The organism is Nocardiopsis sediminis (assembly GCF_042650565.1).
GTDB classification, from domain to species: Bacteria; Actinomycetota; Actinomycetes; order Streptosporangiales; family Streptosporangiaceae; genus Nocardiopsis_B; species Nocardiopsis_B sediminis.
Map to the genome: position 1 here is coordinate 29,817 of NZ_JBHSBH010000002.1, position 14,982 is coordinate 44,798.

At 74.2% G+C, this 14,982-nt stretch carries 15 protein-coding genes and 1 tRNA gene; 4 read left to right on the top strand and 12 right to left on the bottom strand.

The genetic code is table 11. The annotated features are described in order from the left end of the window. Positions 1-32: 32 nt before the first annotated feature. The 3 genes from ACFOVU_RS00680 to ACFOVU_RS00690 are packed head-to-tail and all read right to left on the bottom strand — an operon-like array spanning position 33 to position 2,795. Complete coding sequence (locus tag ACFOVU_RS00680; protein ID WP_378529288.1) at positions 33-758, bottom strand: cupin domain-containing protein; 726 nt, start codon at positions 756-758, stop codon at positions 33-35. Then, positions 755-1,660 carry a DUF6807 domain-containing protein gene (locus ACFOVU_RS00685; protein WP_378529289.1) on the bottom strand — a complete coding sequence of 302 codons (906 nt, stop codon included), beginning with the start codon at positions 1,658-1,660 and terminating at the stop codon, positions 755-757. The genes ACFOVU_RS00680 and ACFOVU_RS00685 overlap by 4 nt, the downstream gene beginning before the upstream one ends. Further along, positions 1,644-2,795, bottom strand: coding sequence for a Gfo/Idh/MocA family protein (locus tag ACFOVU_RS00690; protein ID WP_378529290.1), 1,152 nt, complete (start codon positions 2,793-2,795; stop codon positions 1,644-1,646). The genes ACFOVU_RS00685 and ACFOVU_RS00690 overlap by 17 nt, the downstream gene beginning before the upstream one ends. Before the next feature lie 116 nt (positions 2,796-2,911). Here ACFOVU_RS00690 and ACFOVU_RS00695 point away from each other — a divergent pair, with 116 nt between their 5' ends. Then, a complete protein-coding gene (locus tag ACFOVU_RS00695) occupies positions 2,912-3,928 on the top strand; it encodes a LacI family DNA-binding transcriptional regulator (protein ID WP_378529291.1) in 1,017 nt (338 codons plus the stop codon). A gap of 81 nt (positions 3,929-4,009) precedes the next feature. On the opposite strand, the gene ACFOVU_RS00700 is transcribed toward ACFOVU_RS00695, so the two are convergent. The 3 genes from ACFOVU_RS00700 to ACFOVU_RS00710 are packed head-to-tail and all read right to left on the bottom strand — an operon-like array spanning position 4,010 to position 7,685. Beyond that, positions 4,010-6,142: a xanthine dehydrogenase family protein molybdopterin-binding subunit gene (locus tag ACFOVU_RS00700; RefSeq protein ID WP_378529292.1), complete on the bottom strand. Its 2,133-nt coding sequence runs from the start codon at positions 6,140-6,142 to the stop codon at positions 4,010-4,012. Beyond that, positions 6,139-7,131 carry an FAD binding domain-containing protein gene (locus tag ACFOVU_RS00705; protein ID WP_378529293.1) on the bottom strand — a complete coding sequence of 331 codons (993 nt, stop codon included), beginning with the start codon at positions 7,129-7,131 and terminating at the stop codon, positions 6,139-6,141. The genes ACFOVU_RS00700 and ACFOVU_RS00705 overlap by 4 nt, the downstream gene beginning before the upstream one ends. Continuing rightward, positions 7,128-7,685: a (2Fe-2S)-binding protein gene (locus tag ACFOVU_RS00710; protein WP_378529294.1), complete on the bottom strand. Its 558-nt coding sequence runs from the start codon at positions 7,683-7,685 to the stop codon at positions 7,128-7,130. Before ACFOVU_RS00710 ends, ACFOVU_RS00705 begins: the two co-directional genes overlap by 4 nt. A 239-nt stretch (positions 7,686-7,924) precedes the next feature. Here ACFOVU_RS00710 and ACFOVU_RS00715 point away from each other — a divergent pair, with 239 nt between their 5' ends. Together ACFOVU_RS00715 and ACFOVU_RS00720 are read left to right on the top strand one after the other, a co-directional pair. Further along, positions 7,925-8,515, top strand: coding sequence for a TetR/AcrR family transcriptional regulator (locus ACFOVU_RS00715; RefSeq protein WP_378529295.1), 591 nt, complete (start codon positions 7,925-7,927; stop codon positions 8,513-8,515). Positions 8,516-8,753: 238 nt separating this feature from the next. After that, entirely contained in the window at positions 8,754-9,578 is an 825-nt protein-coding gene (locus ACFOVU_RS00720) for a metal-dependent hydrolase (RefSeq protein WP_378529296.1), read from the top strand. Positions 9,579-9,757: 179 nt separating this feature from the next. Here ACFOVU_RS00720 and ACFOVU_RS00725 read toward each other — a convergent pair whose 3' ends face one another. From ACFOVU_RS00725 to ACFOVU_RS00750, 6 genes are all read right to left on the bottom strand, one after another. Continuing rightward, positions 9,758-10,174 carry a VOC family protein gene (locus tag ACFOVU_RS00725; protein ID WP_378529297.1) on the bottom strand — a complete coding sequence of 139 codons (417 nt, stop codon included), beginning with the start codon at positions 10,172-10,174 and terminating at the stop codon, positions 9,758-9,760. A 5-nt stretch (positions 10,175-10,179) separates the two neighbouring features. Beyond that, entirely contained in the window at positions 10,180-10,560 is a 381-nt protein-coding gene (locus tag ACFOVU_RS00730) for a helix-turn-helix transcriptional regulator (RefSeq protein WP_378529405.1), read from the bottom strand. A 565-nt stretch (positions 10,561-11,125) separates the two neighbouring features. Then, positions 11,126-11,199: transfer RNA gene (locus ACFOVU_RS00735), tRNA-Val, on the bottom strand. 167 nt (positions 11,200-11,366) lie between these two features. Continuing rightward, positions 11,367-11,840 carry a peroxiredoxin gene (locus tag ACFOVU_RS00740; RefSeq protein WP_378529298.1) on the bottom strand — a complete coding sequence of 158 codons (474 nt, stop codon included), beginning with the start codon at positions 11,838-11,840 and terminating at the stop codon, positions 11,367-11,369. A 155-nt stretch (positions 11,841-11,995) separates the two neighbouring features. Further along, positions 11,996-12,427 (bottom strand): DUF3052 domain-containing protein, encoded by a 432-nt coding sequence (locus tag ACFOVU_RS00745; RefSeq protein WP_378529299.1) that lies wholly within the window; start codon positions 12,425-12,427, stop codon positions 11,996-11,998. 163 nt (positions 12,428-12,590) lie between these two features. Further along, a complete protein-coding gene (locus ACFOVU_RS00750) occupies positions 12,591-13,019 on the bottom strand; it encodes a YjbQ family protein (RefSeq protein ID WP_378529300.1) in 429 nt (142 codons plus the stop codon). Positions 13,020-13,210: 191 nt separating this feature from the next. Here ACFOVU_RS00750 and ACFOVU_RS00755 point away from each other — a divergent pair, with 191 nt between their 5' ends. Next, entirely contained in the window at positions 13,211-14,959 is a 1,749-nt protein-coding gene (locus tag ACFOVU_RS00755; protein ID WP_378529301.1) for an alkaline phosphatase D family protein, read from the top strand. Positions 14,960-14,982: the final 23 nt, after the last annotated feature.

Sequence of the window (14,982 nt, forward strand, 5' to 3'; positions counted from 1 at the left end):
GCGGACCGGCGCAGGTGCGTGTGTCGCCCAGGTCATGGCGCGGTCGGCCTGCGGGTGCGCAGGCGGCCGCACATCCCGAAGCGGCGGGGGCCCGGGTGGGGCTCGGTGCGCACCACGGCCGCCCGCTCCATGATCCCGGGGTCGCCCCCGGCCAGGGCGTCCAGCTGGCGGCGGGTCAGCTCCGCCTCCTCGGCGACGCCCTCGCGCCAGATCTCCCGCCACCGGGCCACGCGGGGCCGCACGATGGCGGCGGCGCGGCGGTGGAACTCGTGCAGCGCCGCGGGCCCCCGGGCGCGCACGGCGCCGACCAGCTGCGCGTAGCCGCGCACCGCCAGGTCGCGGCGGGCGCGCGCCTGTTCGGCGCGCACGTCCTCGGGCGCGTCCGCGGGCAGGTGGGCGGCGCGCGCGTAGGCCTCGGGGTCGGCCAGCACCTCGCGGGGGAAGGTGAACACGGCGTCGCCGGCCTCGGGCAGGCCGGCGTTCTGCATCACCACGGCGATCCGCAGGCCCCCGCCGTTGACGAGGCGGTGCACCGTGCCCGGGGAGAACCAGAGGACGTCGCCGGGCGCGAGGGGGTCGGCGGCCGCGCCCTCGGGCGTGAGGGTGTGCACCTCGCCGGCGCCGCCGAGCACGATGTAGGCCTCGGAGGAGGCGGTGTGCAGGTGGGGGCTGCCGCCGTGCAGGCCGTCGGGTGCCTGCGAGTCGTAGACGCGCAGGTCACTGACGCTGGTGCCGCCGGGGAAGCGGGGTGGGGTCACGGCGTGAACTCCTTCGCGAGCGCGGCGGCCTCGCCGGCGGTGCACACCTGGTCGGTGAACACCAGGCGGTGGCGCAGGTCGAGGGTGTGCCCGGGTGCGAGGACCAGCTCCTCGTCGAAGCTCGGCGAGGGGCTGAGCACGGGGAAGGGCTCCGAGCGCACGAACCAGCGGATCGGCGCGGTACCGCTGCTGGTCCCGGCGTAGGCCAGGACGGTGGCGCCGCCGTCGCGCTCGTCGTGCTGCCCGGTGAAGGCGATCCAGTCGGCCTCGGTGCCCATGATGGTGTCGGCCCCGGAGCGGCCGGCGCTGTGGACCGCGCCTCCGGTCCAGGAGCGCGGGCCCCGCCAGAAGAACCCGGTGTAACCCGCTGCGGGGCGGCCGTGGGTGGTCGGGCTGCCCAGGTGGAGGTCGGCGCCGCGGACGTTGGTGAGGGAGGTGGCGAAGTCGAGCGCCCACAGCCCGCGGGCGCGGTCGGCCGCGTGGAACCGGTGGTGGCGCACCTCCTCGATCCACCGTTGCCCGGTGGCGGCCGTCCAGGCCAGGTGCTCGGTGAACGCGGCCTCGGCACCGCCGCCGGACAGGGAGGCGAACCGCTCGTGGCGGATGGTCCCGAGGTTGTCCAGCCAGCGGTACCCCTGCCCGCGCACGTAGGTCGGGCCGCCCCAGAAGTTCTGCCCGGAGACGTGGGACCAGGTCATCTGGAGCCCCTTGTGCCAGCGGTGGTCCCAGGGCCGGATCGCGGTGAGCGGGGCGCCGCTCAGGGTGCGCAGCGGGTGCAGGTAGGGCTTGGGGGCTTCGGCGGCGGGCGCATCGGGGCGGGTGATGTAGCGGGCGATCTCGGCGCCGCCCACCGCCACGGCGAGCGCGCCGTCGTGTTCGGTCAGGTCAAAGGTCTCGGGCACCGGTGCCGGCCTCCATTCGGCGCAGGGCGGCCGTGGCCGCCGCCGGGTCACCGCCGTGCAGGGCGGAGTAGAAGGGGTCGTCGGGGGTGAGGTCGCCGCGGAGCACGGTCGTGCCGGTGAGGGCCGACCGGTACATGCCGGTGGCGAGCTCGAGCGCCCGCCGTCCGTCGGGGCCGCTGGCGGGCGGGCGCTCGCCGCGCTCCATGGCGCCGATCAGGTCGGCGAGCTGGGCGCGGTGCGAGCTGGGCTCGTCCTCGCGGGGCGCCCACGCGGCGATCGCGTCGGGGTCGGTGACGTGCGGCGCGGGCGTCCAGCGCCAGTGGGCGTTGTCGTAGCCGTAGAGGTGGTCCAGCTCGACCGTGGCGTGTTCGAGGTCGAAGCGCAGGTAGCTGGTCTCGCGGGGGGAGAGCAGGCTGTTGACCACTGAGACGGTGGCGCCCGAGGCCAGGCGCACGATCGCCGCGGAGACGTCCTCGGTGCGGGTGGCGCGTGCGGTCGTGGCCATCGCGGCGGTGACCTCGGTCCACTCCCCCAGCAGGGACAGGACGAGGTCCATCTGGTGGATGCCGTGGCCGATGGTCGGCCCGCCGCCCTCGGTGTCCCACCGGCCGCGCCAGGGGACCTCGAAGTAGGCGGCGTCGCGGTACCAGAGGGTGTGGCAGACGGCCACGAGCGGGCGGCCGAGGGTGCCCTCGGCCAGGTGGCGGCGCAGGCGCCGGGCGCCGGAGCCGAAGCGGTGCTGGAAGACGTAGGAGGCGTAGGGGCCGCCGGCCGCCCCTTCGTGGCGGACGACCTCGTCGTATTCGGCGAGGGAGAGGGCGGGCGGCTTCTCGCACCACACCCAGGCGCCGGCCCGGAGCGCGGCGAGGGCGGTGTCCTTGTGGGCGGCGGGCGGGGTGCAGACGACGACCAGGTCGGGGGCCTCGGCGGCGATCATGGCGCCGGTGTCGGTGTAGCGGCCGGGGATGCCCCAGTGGTCGGCGGTGGCGGCGACGAGGGCGGGGTCGATGTCGGAGAGGGCGACGACCGATACCCGGCCGGCGAGGTCCGCGAGAGCGGGCAGGTGCCGGCCGCGGGCGATCGCGCCGCTGCCGACGACGGCCACGCGGACCGGTGGGGGTGGAGGACTTGGCACGGGCGCTCCTTGGGGGAGGGAGCCTGAAGTGAACGTTCACTTTGTGCGGTCGGCCCTAAGGTAGTGATCGTTCACCCGGACCGTCAAGACCGCCCCCGCCCCGGAGGAAACCCCCGATGACCGCGCCCGGACCGCCACGGAGGCCGACCATCATGGAGGTCGCCCGCCTGGCGGGCGTCTCCCACCAGACCGTCTCGCGCCGCCTGCGCTCCGACGGCGGCGGGCTCAGGGCGTCGACCCGCGAGCGCGTCGACGCCGCGATCCGCGAACTGGGCTACCGCCCCAACCTCGTGGCCCGCTCGATGCGCACCCGCCGCTCGGGGCGCCTGGCGATCCTGCTCCCGGCGGTGAGCCTGTCCGGCCCGGCCCGCATGCTCGCCGGCGCCATCGCCGCAGCGCACGCCGCGGGGTTCACCGTCGAGGTGCTCAGCCTGGACGGAGGGGCCGAGGCGCGCACCGGGCGGATGCTCGAACTCGCCGCCTCCGGCCAGGTGGAGGGGATCCTGTCCCTGGCTCCCGTGACCGCCGACAGCGACCGGCGGCGGCCCGAGAGCGCCGCCGTCGTGGTCTCGGCCGACTACGACGACGAGATGCGCGGCATCGGCGAGATCGCCGACGGGTCGATCCTGGGCGAGCTGGTCGAAGGGCTGGCCACGGCCGGCCACCGGCGCTTCCTGCACGTGGCCGGCGCCGGCCACTTCGCCTCGGCCCGGGGCCGGCGCACGACCTACCTGGAGACCGTCGAGCGGCTGGGGCTGGAGTCGCACGGCGTGGCCGACGGCGACTGGTCGGCCGAGTCGGGGCGCGAGGCGGTGCGCGCCCTGCCGGAGGGGTGCGGTGTCACCGCCGTCCTCGCGGCCAACGACGTGGTCGCGGCGGGCGCGGTCCGCGGGGCGCTCGAACGCGGCTGGAGCGTGCCGGGCGACCTCAGCGTGACCGGGTGGGACGACAGCCCGGTGGGCGCCTACCTCTCCCCCGCGCTGACCACCGTCGAGGTGGACCTGGAACGCCTGGGCGGCGCCGCCATGGACCGGCTGATCGCCGCGGTCCGCGGCGCCGAGCCGGCGCCCCGGCTCACCGCGCTCAACCGCATCATCTGGCGCGAGTCCACGGGGCCCGGGCCGTGGCGGTGAGTGCACCGGTCGGGGACGCACCCCGGCCGCCACCGGTCCGCGGGCGGCCCGCGCCGCCCACGGACCGGTGGCCCTTCGCCGTTATTCCGGGCCGGTCCCCGCCCCCGCTGAGAGGACCCGGTCGGGGCGGATCGGGAGGTGGCGCTGGCGGGCGCCGGTCGCGTGCCAGACCGCGTTGGCGATCGCCGCCGCGGCCCCCACGATGCCGACCTCGCCGATGCCCTTGATGCCGATCGGGTCGTCGGGATCGGGGTCGTGCACCCAGTCGGCCTCGATGAGCGGCACGTCGGCGTTGGACGCGACGTGGTAGCCCGCCAGGTCGGCGCCGACCAGGCCGCCCGATGCCGGGTCGCGGACGGCCTCCTCGTGCAGGGCCATGGAGATGCCCCACGTCATCCCGCCGACGAACTGGTTGCGCGCGGTCAGGGGGTTGACGATCCGGCCCGCCGCGAACATCCCGAGCATCCGCCGCACGCGGACCTCGCCGGTGGCGGTGTCCACGGCGACCTCGGCGAACTGCGCCCCGAAGGAGTGCCGCTCCTTCTGCGAAAGGGCGCGCACCGCTTCGGTGGTGTCGGAGCGGACGGTGATCCCCTCGGGCGGTATGCCGCCGCCCAGGGCCAGCCGCTCCCGCAGCTCGCCGGCCGCGGCCGCCACCGCCCACCCCCAGGAGCGGGTGCCCATCGACCCGCCGGCGAAGGTGGCCGGGCTCAGGTCGCTGTCGGCGATGTGAATGCGGATGCGGTCCGGCGCGACCTCCAGGGTGTCCGCGGCGACCACGACCATCGCGGTCCGCGCGCCGGTTCCGATGTCGGCCGCGTTGACCCGCACGGTGAAGGTGCCGTCCGCCTCCGCCGTCACGGCCGCCGTGGACGGAGCGCTATGACACCCGAAGATGGCCGCGGCCGTTCCGGTCCCGAGGAGCCAGCGCCCCTCGCGGCGCACCCCCGGCCGCGGGTCGCGGCCGGCCCAGCCGAACCTGCGGGCACCCTCCTCGAAGCAGGCCAGAAGGTTGCGGCTGCCGAACGGCAGCCCGGAGACCGGCCCGACGGCGGGCTCGTTGCGGGCGCGCAGCTCGATCGGGTCCAGGCCGGCCTTCTCGGCGAGCTCGTCGATCGCGGACTCCAGCGCGAACGAGCCCGGTGCCTCGCCGGGGGCGCGCACGAAGGTCGGGGTCGGCACGTCCAGGCGCAGGAGCCGGTGGACGGTGCTGTGCGCGTCCGCGTCGTACAGGCTGCGCCCGGAGGCGGCGCTCAACTCCAGGAAGTCGTGCACGGTGGAGGTGGCGCTGTGCCCCCGGTGGTCGAGCGCCCTCAGCCGCCCGTCTGCGTCGGCGCCGAGCCGGACCCGTTGGGCGGTGGGGCTGCGGTAGCCGACGAGCGCGAACGTCTGGCGGCGGGTGAGGGCGACACGCACCGGGCGGCGCAACACGGCCGCGGCCATCGTGGCGGCCACCTGGTTGGGCCGGACCCCCTTGGAGCCGAAACCGCCGCCGACGTGCTCGGAGCGCACCCGCACCGATGCCGGGTCGAGGGAGAACAGCTGGGCGAGGTCGTTCGCCACCCAGTGGGTGCCCTGGTTGGAGTCGACGACGTCGAGCCGGTCGCCGTCCCAGCGCGCCGTCGTCGCGTGCGGTTCGAGCGCGGTGTGGTACTCCTCCGGCGTGGTGTACTCCTGGTCCACCACGAACGCCGACGCGGCCAGTTCCGCCTCCACGTCCCCTTTGACCAGTTCGGCCGGCATCATCGAATTCGCCGGTGTGACGGTGCCGGGGTGGTCCGCGGAGAACACGACATCGTGCGGCTCGGCCTCGTAGGCGACCTCCAGCGCGGCGGCGGCCTCCGCGGCCTGTTCAAGCGTCTCTGCCACGACCAGCGCAACCGGCCAGCCGACGTAGGGCACGCGGTCGTGCTGGAAGAGGGCGAGGACCGGGTCGGGCGGGCCGGTGACGCTCATGTAGTCGGTCATCAGGCGCGGGGCGTTGCCGTGGTGCAGGACGGCGAGCACGCCGGGCATCGCGAGGACACGGTCGGCCTCCACGGCGCGGATGCGGCCGCGGGCGATGGCCGACAGCACCAGCCGGCCGTGGGCGAGCCCGGTGAAGGGGAGGTCGCCCGTGTAGCGGGCCGCCCCGGTGACCTTGTCCCGGCCTTCGACGCGCACGTGCCCGGTTCCTGGGGTCCGGGTGACGGGGGTGTCCTGGGTGGCGGTCATCGGGCGGCCTCCTCGGCGAGTCCGGTCAGCTCGGACACGATGAGATTGCGCATCAGCGTCACCTTGTAGGCGTTGTCGCGGAGCGGCCGGGCCGCCGAGAGTTCGGCGTCCGCGGCGGCGGCGAAGGAGTCGGGGGTCGCCGGGCGGCCGGTCAGCGCCCGTTCGGCCGCGCGCGCCCGCCACGGCCGCGACGCCACCGCCCCGAGGGCGAGGCGCACGTCGCGCACGACGCCGTCCTCGACGCTGAGCGCGGCGGCGACCGAGCCGATCGCGAACGCGTAGGAGGCGCGCTCGCGCACCTTCCGGTACCGCGAGGCGGCCGCCACCGGCGCGGCCGGCAGGGTCACACCGGTGATAAGCGCGCCGGGCGGAAGGGACGTCTCCAGATGGGGGGTGTCGCCCACGGGGCGGTAGAACTCCGCGATCGGCAGCTCGCCCGGCCCGTCGGCGGTCTCGTAGGCGACGACCGCATCGAAGGCGGTGAGCGCCACCGCCATGTCCGAGGGGTGGGTCGCCACGCAGTGCCCGGAGGCGCCCAGGATCGCGTGGTTGTGGTGCTCGCCCTCGACGGCGGGGCAGCCGCTGCCGGGGAGGCGCTTGTTGCACGGTCCGGCCGCGTCGCTGAAGTAGCCGCAGCGGGTGCGCTGGAGCAGGTTCCCGCCGACGGTGGCCATGTTGCGCAGCTGCCCCGACGCGCCGGCCAGGACCGCCTGCGCCAGCGCCGGGTAGCGGCGCCGCACATCGGGGTGGGCGGCGAGGTCGGAGTTGGTGACCGTGGCGCCGACGTGCAGGCCGCCGCCCGGGGCCGGCTCGATCCGGCCGAGGGGGAGGCCGCCCACGTCGACCAGGCGTGCGGGCCGCTCCACACCGGTCTTCATCAGGTCGACGAGGTTGGTGCCGCCGCCCAGGAAGCGCGCATCGGGGTCGTCGCCGAGCAGGGCGACCGCCTCGGCGACATCGGAGGCGCGCCGGTAGCCGAACTCCCTCATACGGCGGCCTCCTCGGCGCGGTCGGCCTGCTCCTCGGCCGCTCGCGCGACCGCCTGCACGATGGACACGTAGGCTCCGCAGCGGCACAGGTTGCCGCTCATCCGCTCGCGGATCTCCTCATCGGTCAGTGGTGGGGGCCCGGCTTCGGGGCGGACGTCGGCCGTGGCGGCGCTCGGCCAGCCCGCCGCGTGCTCCTCGATCGCCGCGACCGCGGAGCAGATCTGCCCTGGGGTGCAGTATCCGCACTGGTAGCCGTCGAGGTCGAGGAAGGACTGCTGCACCGGGTGCAGCCGGTCGCCCTCGGCGACGCCTTCGATGGTGGTGACGGCCCGGCCTTCGGCGGCCACCGCGAGCTGGAGGCAGGAGACGGCGCGGCGGCCGTCGATCAGCACGGTGCAGGCGCCGCACTGGCCCTGATCGCAGCCTTTCTTGGTGCCGGTGAGGTCGAGGTGCTCGCGTAGCGCGTCGAGCAGGGTCGTGCGATGGTCGACGGGCAGCGTGTGCTTCTCTCCGTTGACGGTCAGGGTGATGACGCTGGACGTCGATGGGGCCATGGTGAGCCTTCCTTCGCGTGTGTGGTGCGCGTCGGAGCCGGCCGACAGGTCGCGGGCCTGCGGGATGCGCGAGAATGTCGGTCGGCGGTCGGTTCCGGCCGTTCGCATGGGGGGTGCATGGGGGGTGTTGCGTCGGCACGGCAGTAAGCGGACAGTTGTCCGATGAACGGGGAATCTACCGGACAGCTGTCCGGTAAGCAAGGTCGGCTCTGGGGGAAGAGCCGGAAGGGAGGGAACGCGTGGGCAAGGACGCGCCCCTGCGCTCCGATGCGCAGCAGAACCGCGAGCGCATCCTGAGCGTGGCGCTGGCCGAGCTGACCCGCTCGGCGGACGTCCCGCTCAGCGTGATCGCGAAGAAGGCGCGCGTCGGGCAGGGCACGCTGTACCGCCACTTCTCCAGCCGCGAGGCGCTCGTCCTGGAGGTCTACCGCAACGAGGTCCAGCAGGCCACCGACGCCGCGGCCCGGCTGCTCGACACCCGCGCACCCGATCAGGCGCTGCGTGAGTGGATGGACCTGCTGGCCCGCTTCGCCATGGCCAAGGCCGGCCTGTCCGACGCGCTGCACAAGGCCATCAGCGCACCCGGCAGCCCGGGCAAGCCCGGCCACGACCGGTTGATCGCCGCCATCGAACTCCTGCTGAAGGCCAACGAACAGGCCGGCACCATCCGCCCGGGCGTGACCGCCGACGACTTCATGCTCGCCGTCTCGGGCCTGTGGCAGATCGGCCCCGAGGACGGCCACGCCCGCGCCGACCGCCTCCTGGACCTGGTCATGGACGGCCTCCGCGCAGGCGCCCCGGGGAAGCCACCGGGCACACTGGAAAGGTGAGCGGCCGACCCTGACCACCGGCCGGGTGCGACCCGTGCGCCGGCGCCGGATCCGCACACCGCGACCGGCTGTGGCCACCATCAGCGGGTGGACGCGCCGTAGCCCTGCGTCATGCTGGAGTCCCCGTCCCCCGGAGGCTTCCCATGCCGCCCACAGGCCCCCACGCACCGACGACCACGCTCCCGCGGTGCGTCCGCCCCGCCGTCTCCGTCACCGCAGGCCGGGGCGGGCGCCCGTGATGGCCCCCAGCCACGCCGCCACCGGGGCCGCCGCCGGCGTGGCGGCGACCCTGGCAACCGCCCCGCTGACCGGGATGCGCGCCGACGCCTGGGTCCTGGCCACCGGGGCCCTCATCGGCGCCGGCGCCGCGCTCCTCCCCGACATCGACCAGCCGGGTTCCACCGCCGCCCGTTCCCAGGGGCCCGTCACCGGCCTGGCGGCCGCCGGCGCCCAGGCGCTGTCCGCCTGGGCCTACCGCCGCACCCGCACCCCCAACGACGCCCGCAGCACCGGCACCCACCGCTACCTCTTCCACACCCCCGCCTTCGCGGTCGCGCTCGGGACAGTGGTGGGCGCGGCCGCGATGTGGCGGCCGGCGATGGCCGTGATCGTGTGGTTCACGCTGTCGCTGGCCCTGCGCGGCCTCGGCCAGGCGCTGCCGAAGGGCCGGGTGCGCCGCGGGATGACCTCCTGGGTGGCCATGACGACCACCGGGCGCCGGCTCCTGCGCCCGCTGCCCCGGCCGCTGCGGCGCGGCCTGGCCGAATGGCTGTCGGTATCGCTGAGCGCCGCGCTGATCACGGCGGTGCTCATCGGCCAGGGCGCCCACACCGGCCCCTACATCGGCCTGTCCCTGACGCTGGGGATGGTCGTCCACAGCCTCGGCGACGCCCTCACCCGCAGCGCCGTCCCCCTGGCCTGGCCCTTCCAGGTGCACGGACGCCGCTGGGCGATGCTGGGGATGCCCGCCTGCCTGCGGTTCCGCACCGGCTCGTGGCCCGAGTCGGTCATCTGCATCGGCTCCCTGACCGCCACGGGAGCCGGCTTCCTCCTCGCCGCCTAGCGACCGCGCGCATCGCCGCCCGCCCCAGCCCGTCAGTTCGTCGGCGCGGCGTGGGCGGTGAGGACCATGTACGGGGCGAGGCGGGCCTCCGCCGGCTCCTCCGTACCGTCGTCGCGCCGTGGTGCACGGGGCAGGTCGAGGCCCGGGGGCGGGAAGCCGGCGCAGGGCCGGACGGGGCCTCACCGTCTGCGCGGCTGGTTGAAGCGCAGCATGTTGCCGGAGGGGTCGCGGAATGCGCAGTCGCGAACGCCGTAGGGCTGGTCGACCGGCTCCTGGAGCACTTCGCCGCCCGCGGCGCGGATGCGCTCGAAGGTGGCGTCGCAGTCGTCGGTCTGGAAGATGACGCCGCGCAGCAGGCCCTTGGCCAGCAGTTCGGCCATGGCCTCGCGGTCGGCGGGCGAGGCGTTGGGGTCGGCGAGGGGCGGTTCGAGGACGATGTCGACGTCGGGCTGCGACGGCGAGCCGACGGTCACCCACCGCATCCCCTCGAACCCGACGTCGTTGCGCACTTCCAGGCCGAGGACGTCACGGTAGAAGGCGAGCGCCGCGTCGTGGTCGTCGACGGCGATGAAACACGAGGAAAGTTTAATGTCCATGCAGGTCATGCTACGGACGACGAGGCGGCCTTGGCTTCTTTGTTCCTGACCGGCCGCGTATGGATCTTGGCGATGCACGCCGGGATGGCGGCGCCGTCGTCGTGGGGGCGGGCCCGGTAGGCGCTCGGGCTCTCGCCGACCAGCTCGGTGAACCGCGAGCTGAACGACCCCAGCGAGGTACAGCCGACCGCCATGCAGACCTCGGTCACCGTCAGGTCGCCCCGCCGCAGCAGCGCCTTGGCCCGCTCGATCCGGCGGGTCATCAGGTAGCTGTAGGGCGTTTCCCCGAAGGCGGCGCGGAAACTGCGGGAGAAATGGCCCGGCGACATCAGGGCGGAGCGCGCCAGCGCGGGAACGTCCAGCGGCATGGCGTAGTCGCGGTCCATCCGATCGCGGGCCCGGCGCAGCCGGACGATGTCCTCCAAGGTCACACCACCACAATGCCACATCCCCGGGCGGCACCGGCAGGAAAGCGGCGAGGTTCGACCCGGCGCGGACGAAATGACGGATACGGCGTCGCGATGCCAGACTTCTCCGATTCGACGGAATCGGAAGGGCAATCCGCGTGAAACGCATCGCAGAAGTACTTGATGGCCCCGTTGTCCGTGCGTTGGCGGCGGTGATCGCCATCGGCGGATGGGCGGTCGCCGCCTGGATGATGCTCGTGCCCACGTGGGAGAACACGCGGGTATTTCCAGACGGCGCAGTAGCAGAAAGGGTCTTCTGCCCCTTGCCGACCAGCGAGGAGTACGTCGGGGTCCCCTACGGGAACGCTCGCGAGGGCGCCGCCGCGCTTGTTACCTGCTCCGACAGACACGAGCGCGGGCCGCTGATCGCTCTGACCGCCCTGGTGGCGACCGCTCCGGCGACTGCGCTGTGGCTGCGTCCCCGGCGCCGTAGAGACAGAACCACCCTCCGGCCTGCTCGGACGGAGGGTGGGGATGAAACCGGTGGGCGCGAGAGGACTCGAACCTCCGACCACCCGGTTGTAAGCCGGGGGCTCTGACCAACTGAGCTACACGCCCTGAGCGCCGTGGGTGCCACGGTGGGCGGACGGCGGATGAAATAGTACCGGTTCCCGCCCCCGGTCCGCGCGGGACCGGGGACGGGGTCGTCGGGTGCGCGTGGACGGGGCAGGCGCCCGTGGGCAGGGGCGGATGCTCGTGAACGGGTCGGGTGCCCCTGAGCGGGCTCAGGTGAGGGCGGCGAGGGCCTTGCGGTAGGTGTCGAGGTCGCGGGGTTCGGAGATCGGGTTGACGATCTTCCAGCGGATGAGGCCCTCCTTGTCGATGAGGAAGGTGCCGCGCACCGCCACGCCGCGTGTGTCGTCGAACACGCCGTACGCCGAGGCGACCGCCCCGTGCGGCCAGAAGTCCGACAGCAACGGGAAGTCCAGCCCCTCCCGGTCGGCCCAGACCCGGTGGGCGAACATGGAGTCGACGGACACGCTGAGCAGCTGCACGTCCTCGTTCTGGAACTCGCCCAGGTTCTCGCGCAGCGCCGTCAGCTCCCCCTCGCACACGCCCGAGAACGCCAGCGGGTAGAACACCAGCAGCACGCTCTTGTGCCCCGCGAAGTCCGAGAGCCGCACCGCCTGCCCGTGCTGGTCGGCCAGCTCGAAGTCGGGCGCCGCGCGCCCGGTGTCGATGGACGCCGCCACCGTCATCCCCCCGTTCCCTCCCCCACCCCTGGGGGCTCACGCCGGTGGCCGGCCACCGGCACGGCGACGGTGCCGCCCGCCCCCAGGGGCGGGCGGCACCCCTCAAGGCCCGCTGCGGAGCGGACCGTCACGGGGCCGGGCCCCGGCACCACAGGATCGAGTCAGCGCTGCGTCTTGGGAGCGACGAGCCGGATGCCCGACCAGTCGGCGCCTGCGCTCACGGCGCTGGTCTGGGACAGCCCGGAAGTGGTCGCCGCCTCCGCGACATCGCTCGGTGAAACGTGGCCCTCGCGTCCGGCCTTCGGGGTCAGCACCAGGATGACCCCACCGCCCTCGACCGCGGTCAGAACGTCGACGAGGACGTCGGTGAGGTCGTCCTCCTCGTCGCTCCGCCACCACAGCAGTGCGGCGTCCACGACGCCGTCGTAGTCCTCATCGACCAGCTCTTCACCGGTGTGCTCGGCGATCGACGCGCGCAGCTGCTCGTCCACGTCGTCGTCGAAACCGTATTCCTGCACCACCTGACCCGGTTTGAATCCGAGTCGATCGGCCAGGCCACGTTCGCTTTGTGCCTGGCCCGCGGTCGCGCTCACGAAAGTCCTCCTCCACACTTTTTCTGTTCTGCCGGCCATGACACTGCGTCGGGGCTCGGCGGTTCGCGGTCCCGGTTACCGGGTCGATCCCGCTGTTGCTGGCTAAGTTCACACGCTGGGAGCCTGATCCGTCAACGCGTCACCCGCCTCGCGGTTCCTTCACCTACCATCCTGCTCCGTCAGACCGGCTCGTCAAGAACGAAAGACGAACCTGACGGTCAGGATTGTCCACGTTGAGGTCCACGACGGCGATGGACTGCCATGTTCCCAGCTGTAGCCGGCCGTCGAGCACCGGAACGGTCGCATATGGCGGGATGAGCGCCGGCATCACGTGGGAGCGCCCGTGGCCCGGCGACCCGTGCCGGTGGCGCCACCGGTCGTCGGCCGGGAGCAGATCCCGCAGGGCCGCGAGCAGGTCGTCGTCGGACCCCGCGCCGAGCTCGATGATCGCCACGCCCGCTGTCGCGTGCGGGACGAAGACGTTGAGGAGCCCGTTCCCGCCCGCCCGCGCAACGAAGTCCCGGCAGGCTCCGGTGATGTCGGTGATGCTCTCGGACCGGCCCGTGGGCAGGTCGAGGAGTTCTGTCCGCATGCGGCAACGCTTACCCAGGCCGACCGGTGATTCAACCCTTTCCGCCCACAGCGGTCGCGATCCCGGCCCCGCTGATGATCCGCCCGGGTGACTCTTCGCCGCCTTCCCGCCATACTCGAGGACGCCCCGGACCGGGCGGGAGTCCCCGTCCTCCCCGGCCGGGACGCGAAAACGGAGGTGGAGGGACCGACATGGGCGCTGGTCTGCGGCTGGGTCCGATGCTGCGGCACGTCACGGACACGACGGCGACGATCTGGGTGGAGACCGACGCCCCCTGCCGGGTGACGGTCGCCACGAGCGAGCACACCGCCCGCGCCGACACCTTCACCGTGCACGGCCACCACTACGCCCTGTGCGAACTGACGGGCCTGCCGCCCGGCGCCATGCTGCCCTATGAGGTACGCGTGGACGACGCCGTGGCCTGGCCGGAGCCCGACTCCGCGTATCCGCCGAGCCTCGTGCGCACCGTCGACCACGGCGCCCCCGCCCGCATCATGTTCGGGTCCTGCCACACCAGCACCGACCACTCGGCGCGGGCGGTGGCGCGCTACGGGGTCGACATGCTGCGCGCCTACGCCCTGCGCCTGGCGGACCTGCGCTGCGGCGAGGGCGCGGCCGACGACAGCGAGCCGTCGCTGCTGCTCCTCATCGGCGACCAGATCTACGCCGACGAGATCCAGCCGCGCATGCAGGCGTTCCTCGACGAGCACCGCAGGCGCCCCGGCGCTCCCGGCACCTCCGGCACGGACAGCGCGAACAGCGCCGACGGCCCGCCCGGCGACGAGGTCGTGTTCTTCGACGAGTACGCCGAGCTGTACCGCCAGGCCTGGTCCGACCCCGACCTGCGGTGGCTGCTGTCCACGGTGCCCACGCTGATGATGTTCGACGACCACGACATCCGCGACGACTGGAACACCTCCGGCGCCTGGCGGAGCGATATCGCGGCCCTGGCGTGGTGGCGGACGCGGATCACCTCCGGGCTCGGCGCGTACTGGGTCTACCAGCACCTGGGCAACCTCTCGGGGGCCCAGCGGGCCGCCGACCCGGTGTTCGCCGAGGTCGCGGGGGCCGACGGCGACGCCGCCCCGGCCGTCGACGCCTTCGCCCGCCGCGCCGACGACGACCCCGCCCACCACCTCTGGAGCTACCGCTTCGACATCGGCCGCAGCCGGATCCTCATGGTCGATACCCGCGCCGGGCGCGACGTCGCCGACGACGCCCGCCGCACCATCCTGGGCCGCGACGGCACCGCCTGGCTCGACCACCAGCTCACCGGCGGCGTCGACCACCTGGTGATCGCCGGCTCCCTGCCGTTCCTGCTGCCCAAGGCCGTGCACCACCTCGAGGCGTGGAGCGAGGCGGTGTGCGCCGGCGCGTGGGGACAGCGGCTGCGCGGCCCCGGGGAGCGGCTGCGGCGCGAACTCGACCTGGAGCACTGGGCCGCCTTCCAGGCGTCCTTCCACGCGGTCGGCGACGCCGTGGCGGGGCTGGCCGCGGGCGAGCGCGGCGAACCGCCCGCGAGCGTGCTGTTCCTCGGCGGCGACGTGCACTTCTCCTACCTGGCGCGGGCGCGGGCCCGCGCAGCGGGGGCCGCCCAGGGCGCGGGGACCGTGATCGCGCAGCTCGTCTGCTCGCCCACGTGCAACCGGATGCCCCCGATGCTGCGCCGGATGACCTGGCTGGCCACGCGCGGGATCACCGCGCTGGTGGGCGCGGTCATGGCGCGCGCGGCCGGGGTCCGCCGCCCCGCTCTGGACTGGCGGCTCGACGACGGTCCCTGGTACGACAACTCCCTGGCGGCCCTGACCCTGGACGGCCGCTCCGCCGAGGTGGCGTGGTCCCACTCCCCCGACCCGCGCCACCCGGCACGTGAGGGGGAGCCGGCGTCGACGGCGCGGCCCGTTGTCGCGCAACTGGGTCGCCACCGCCTGTCGGGCTGAGCGGAGCACGATTTCCCGGGCGG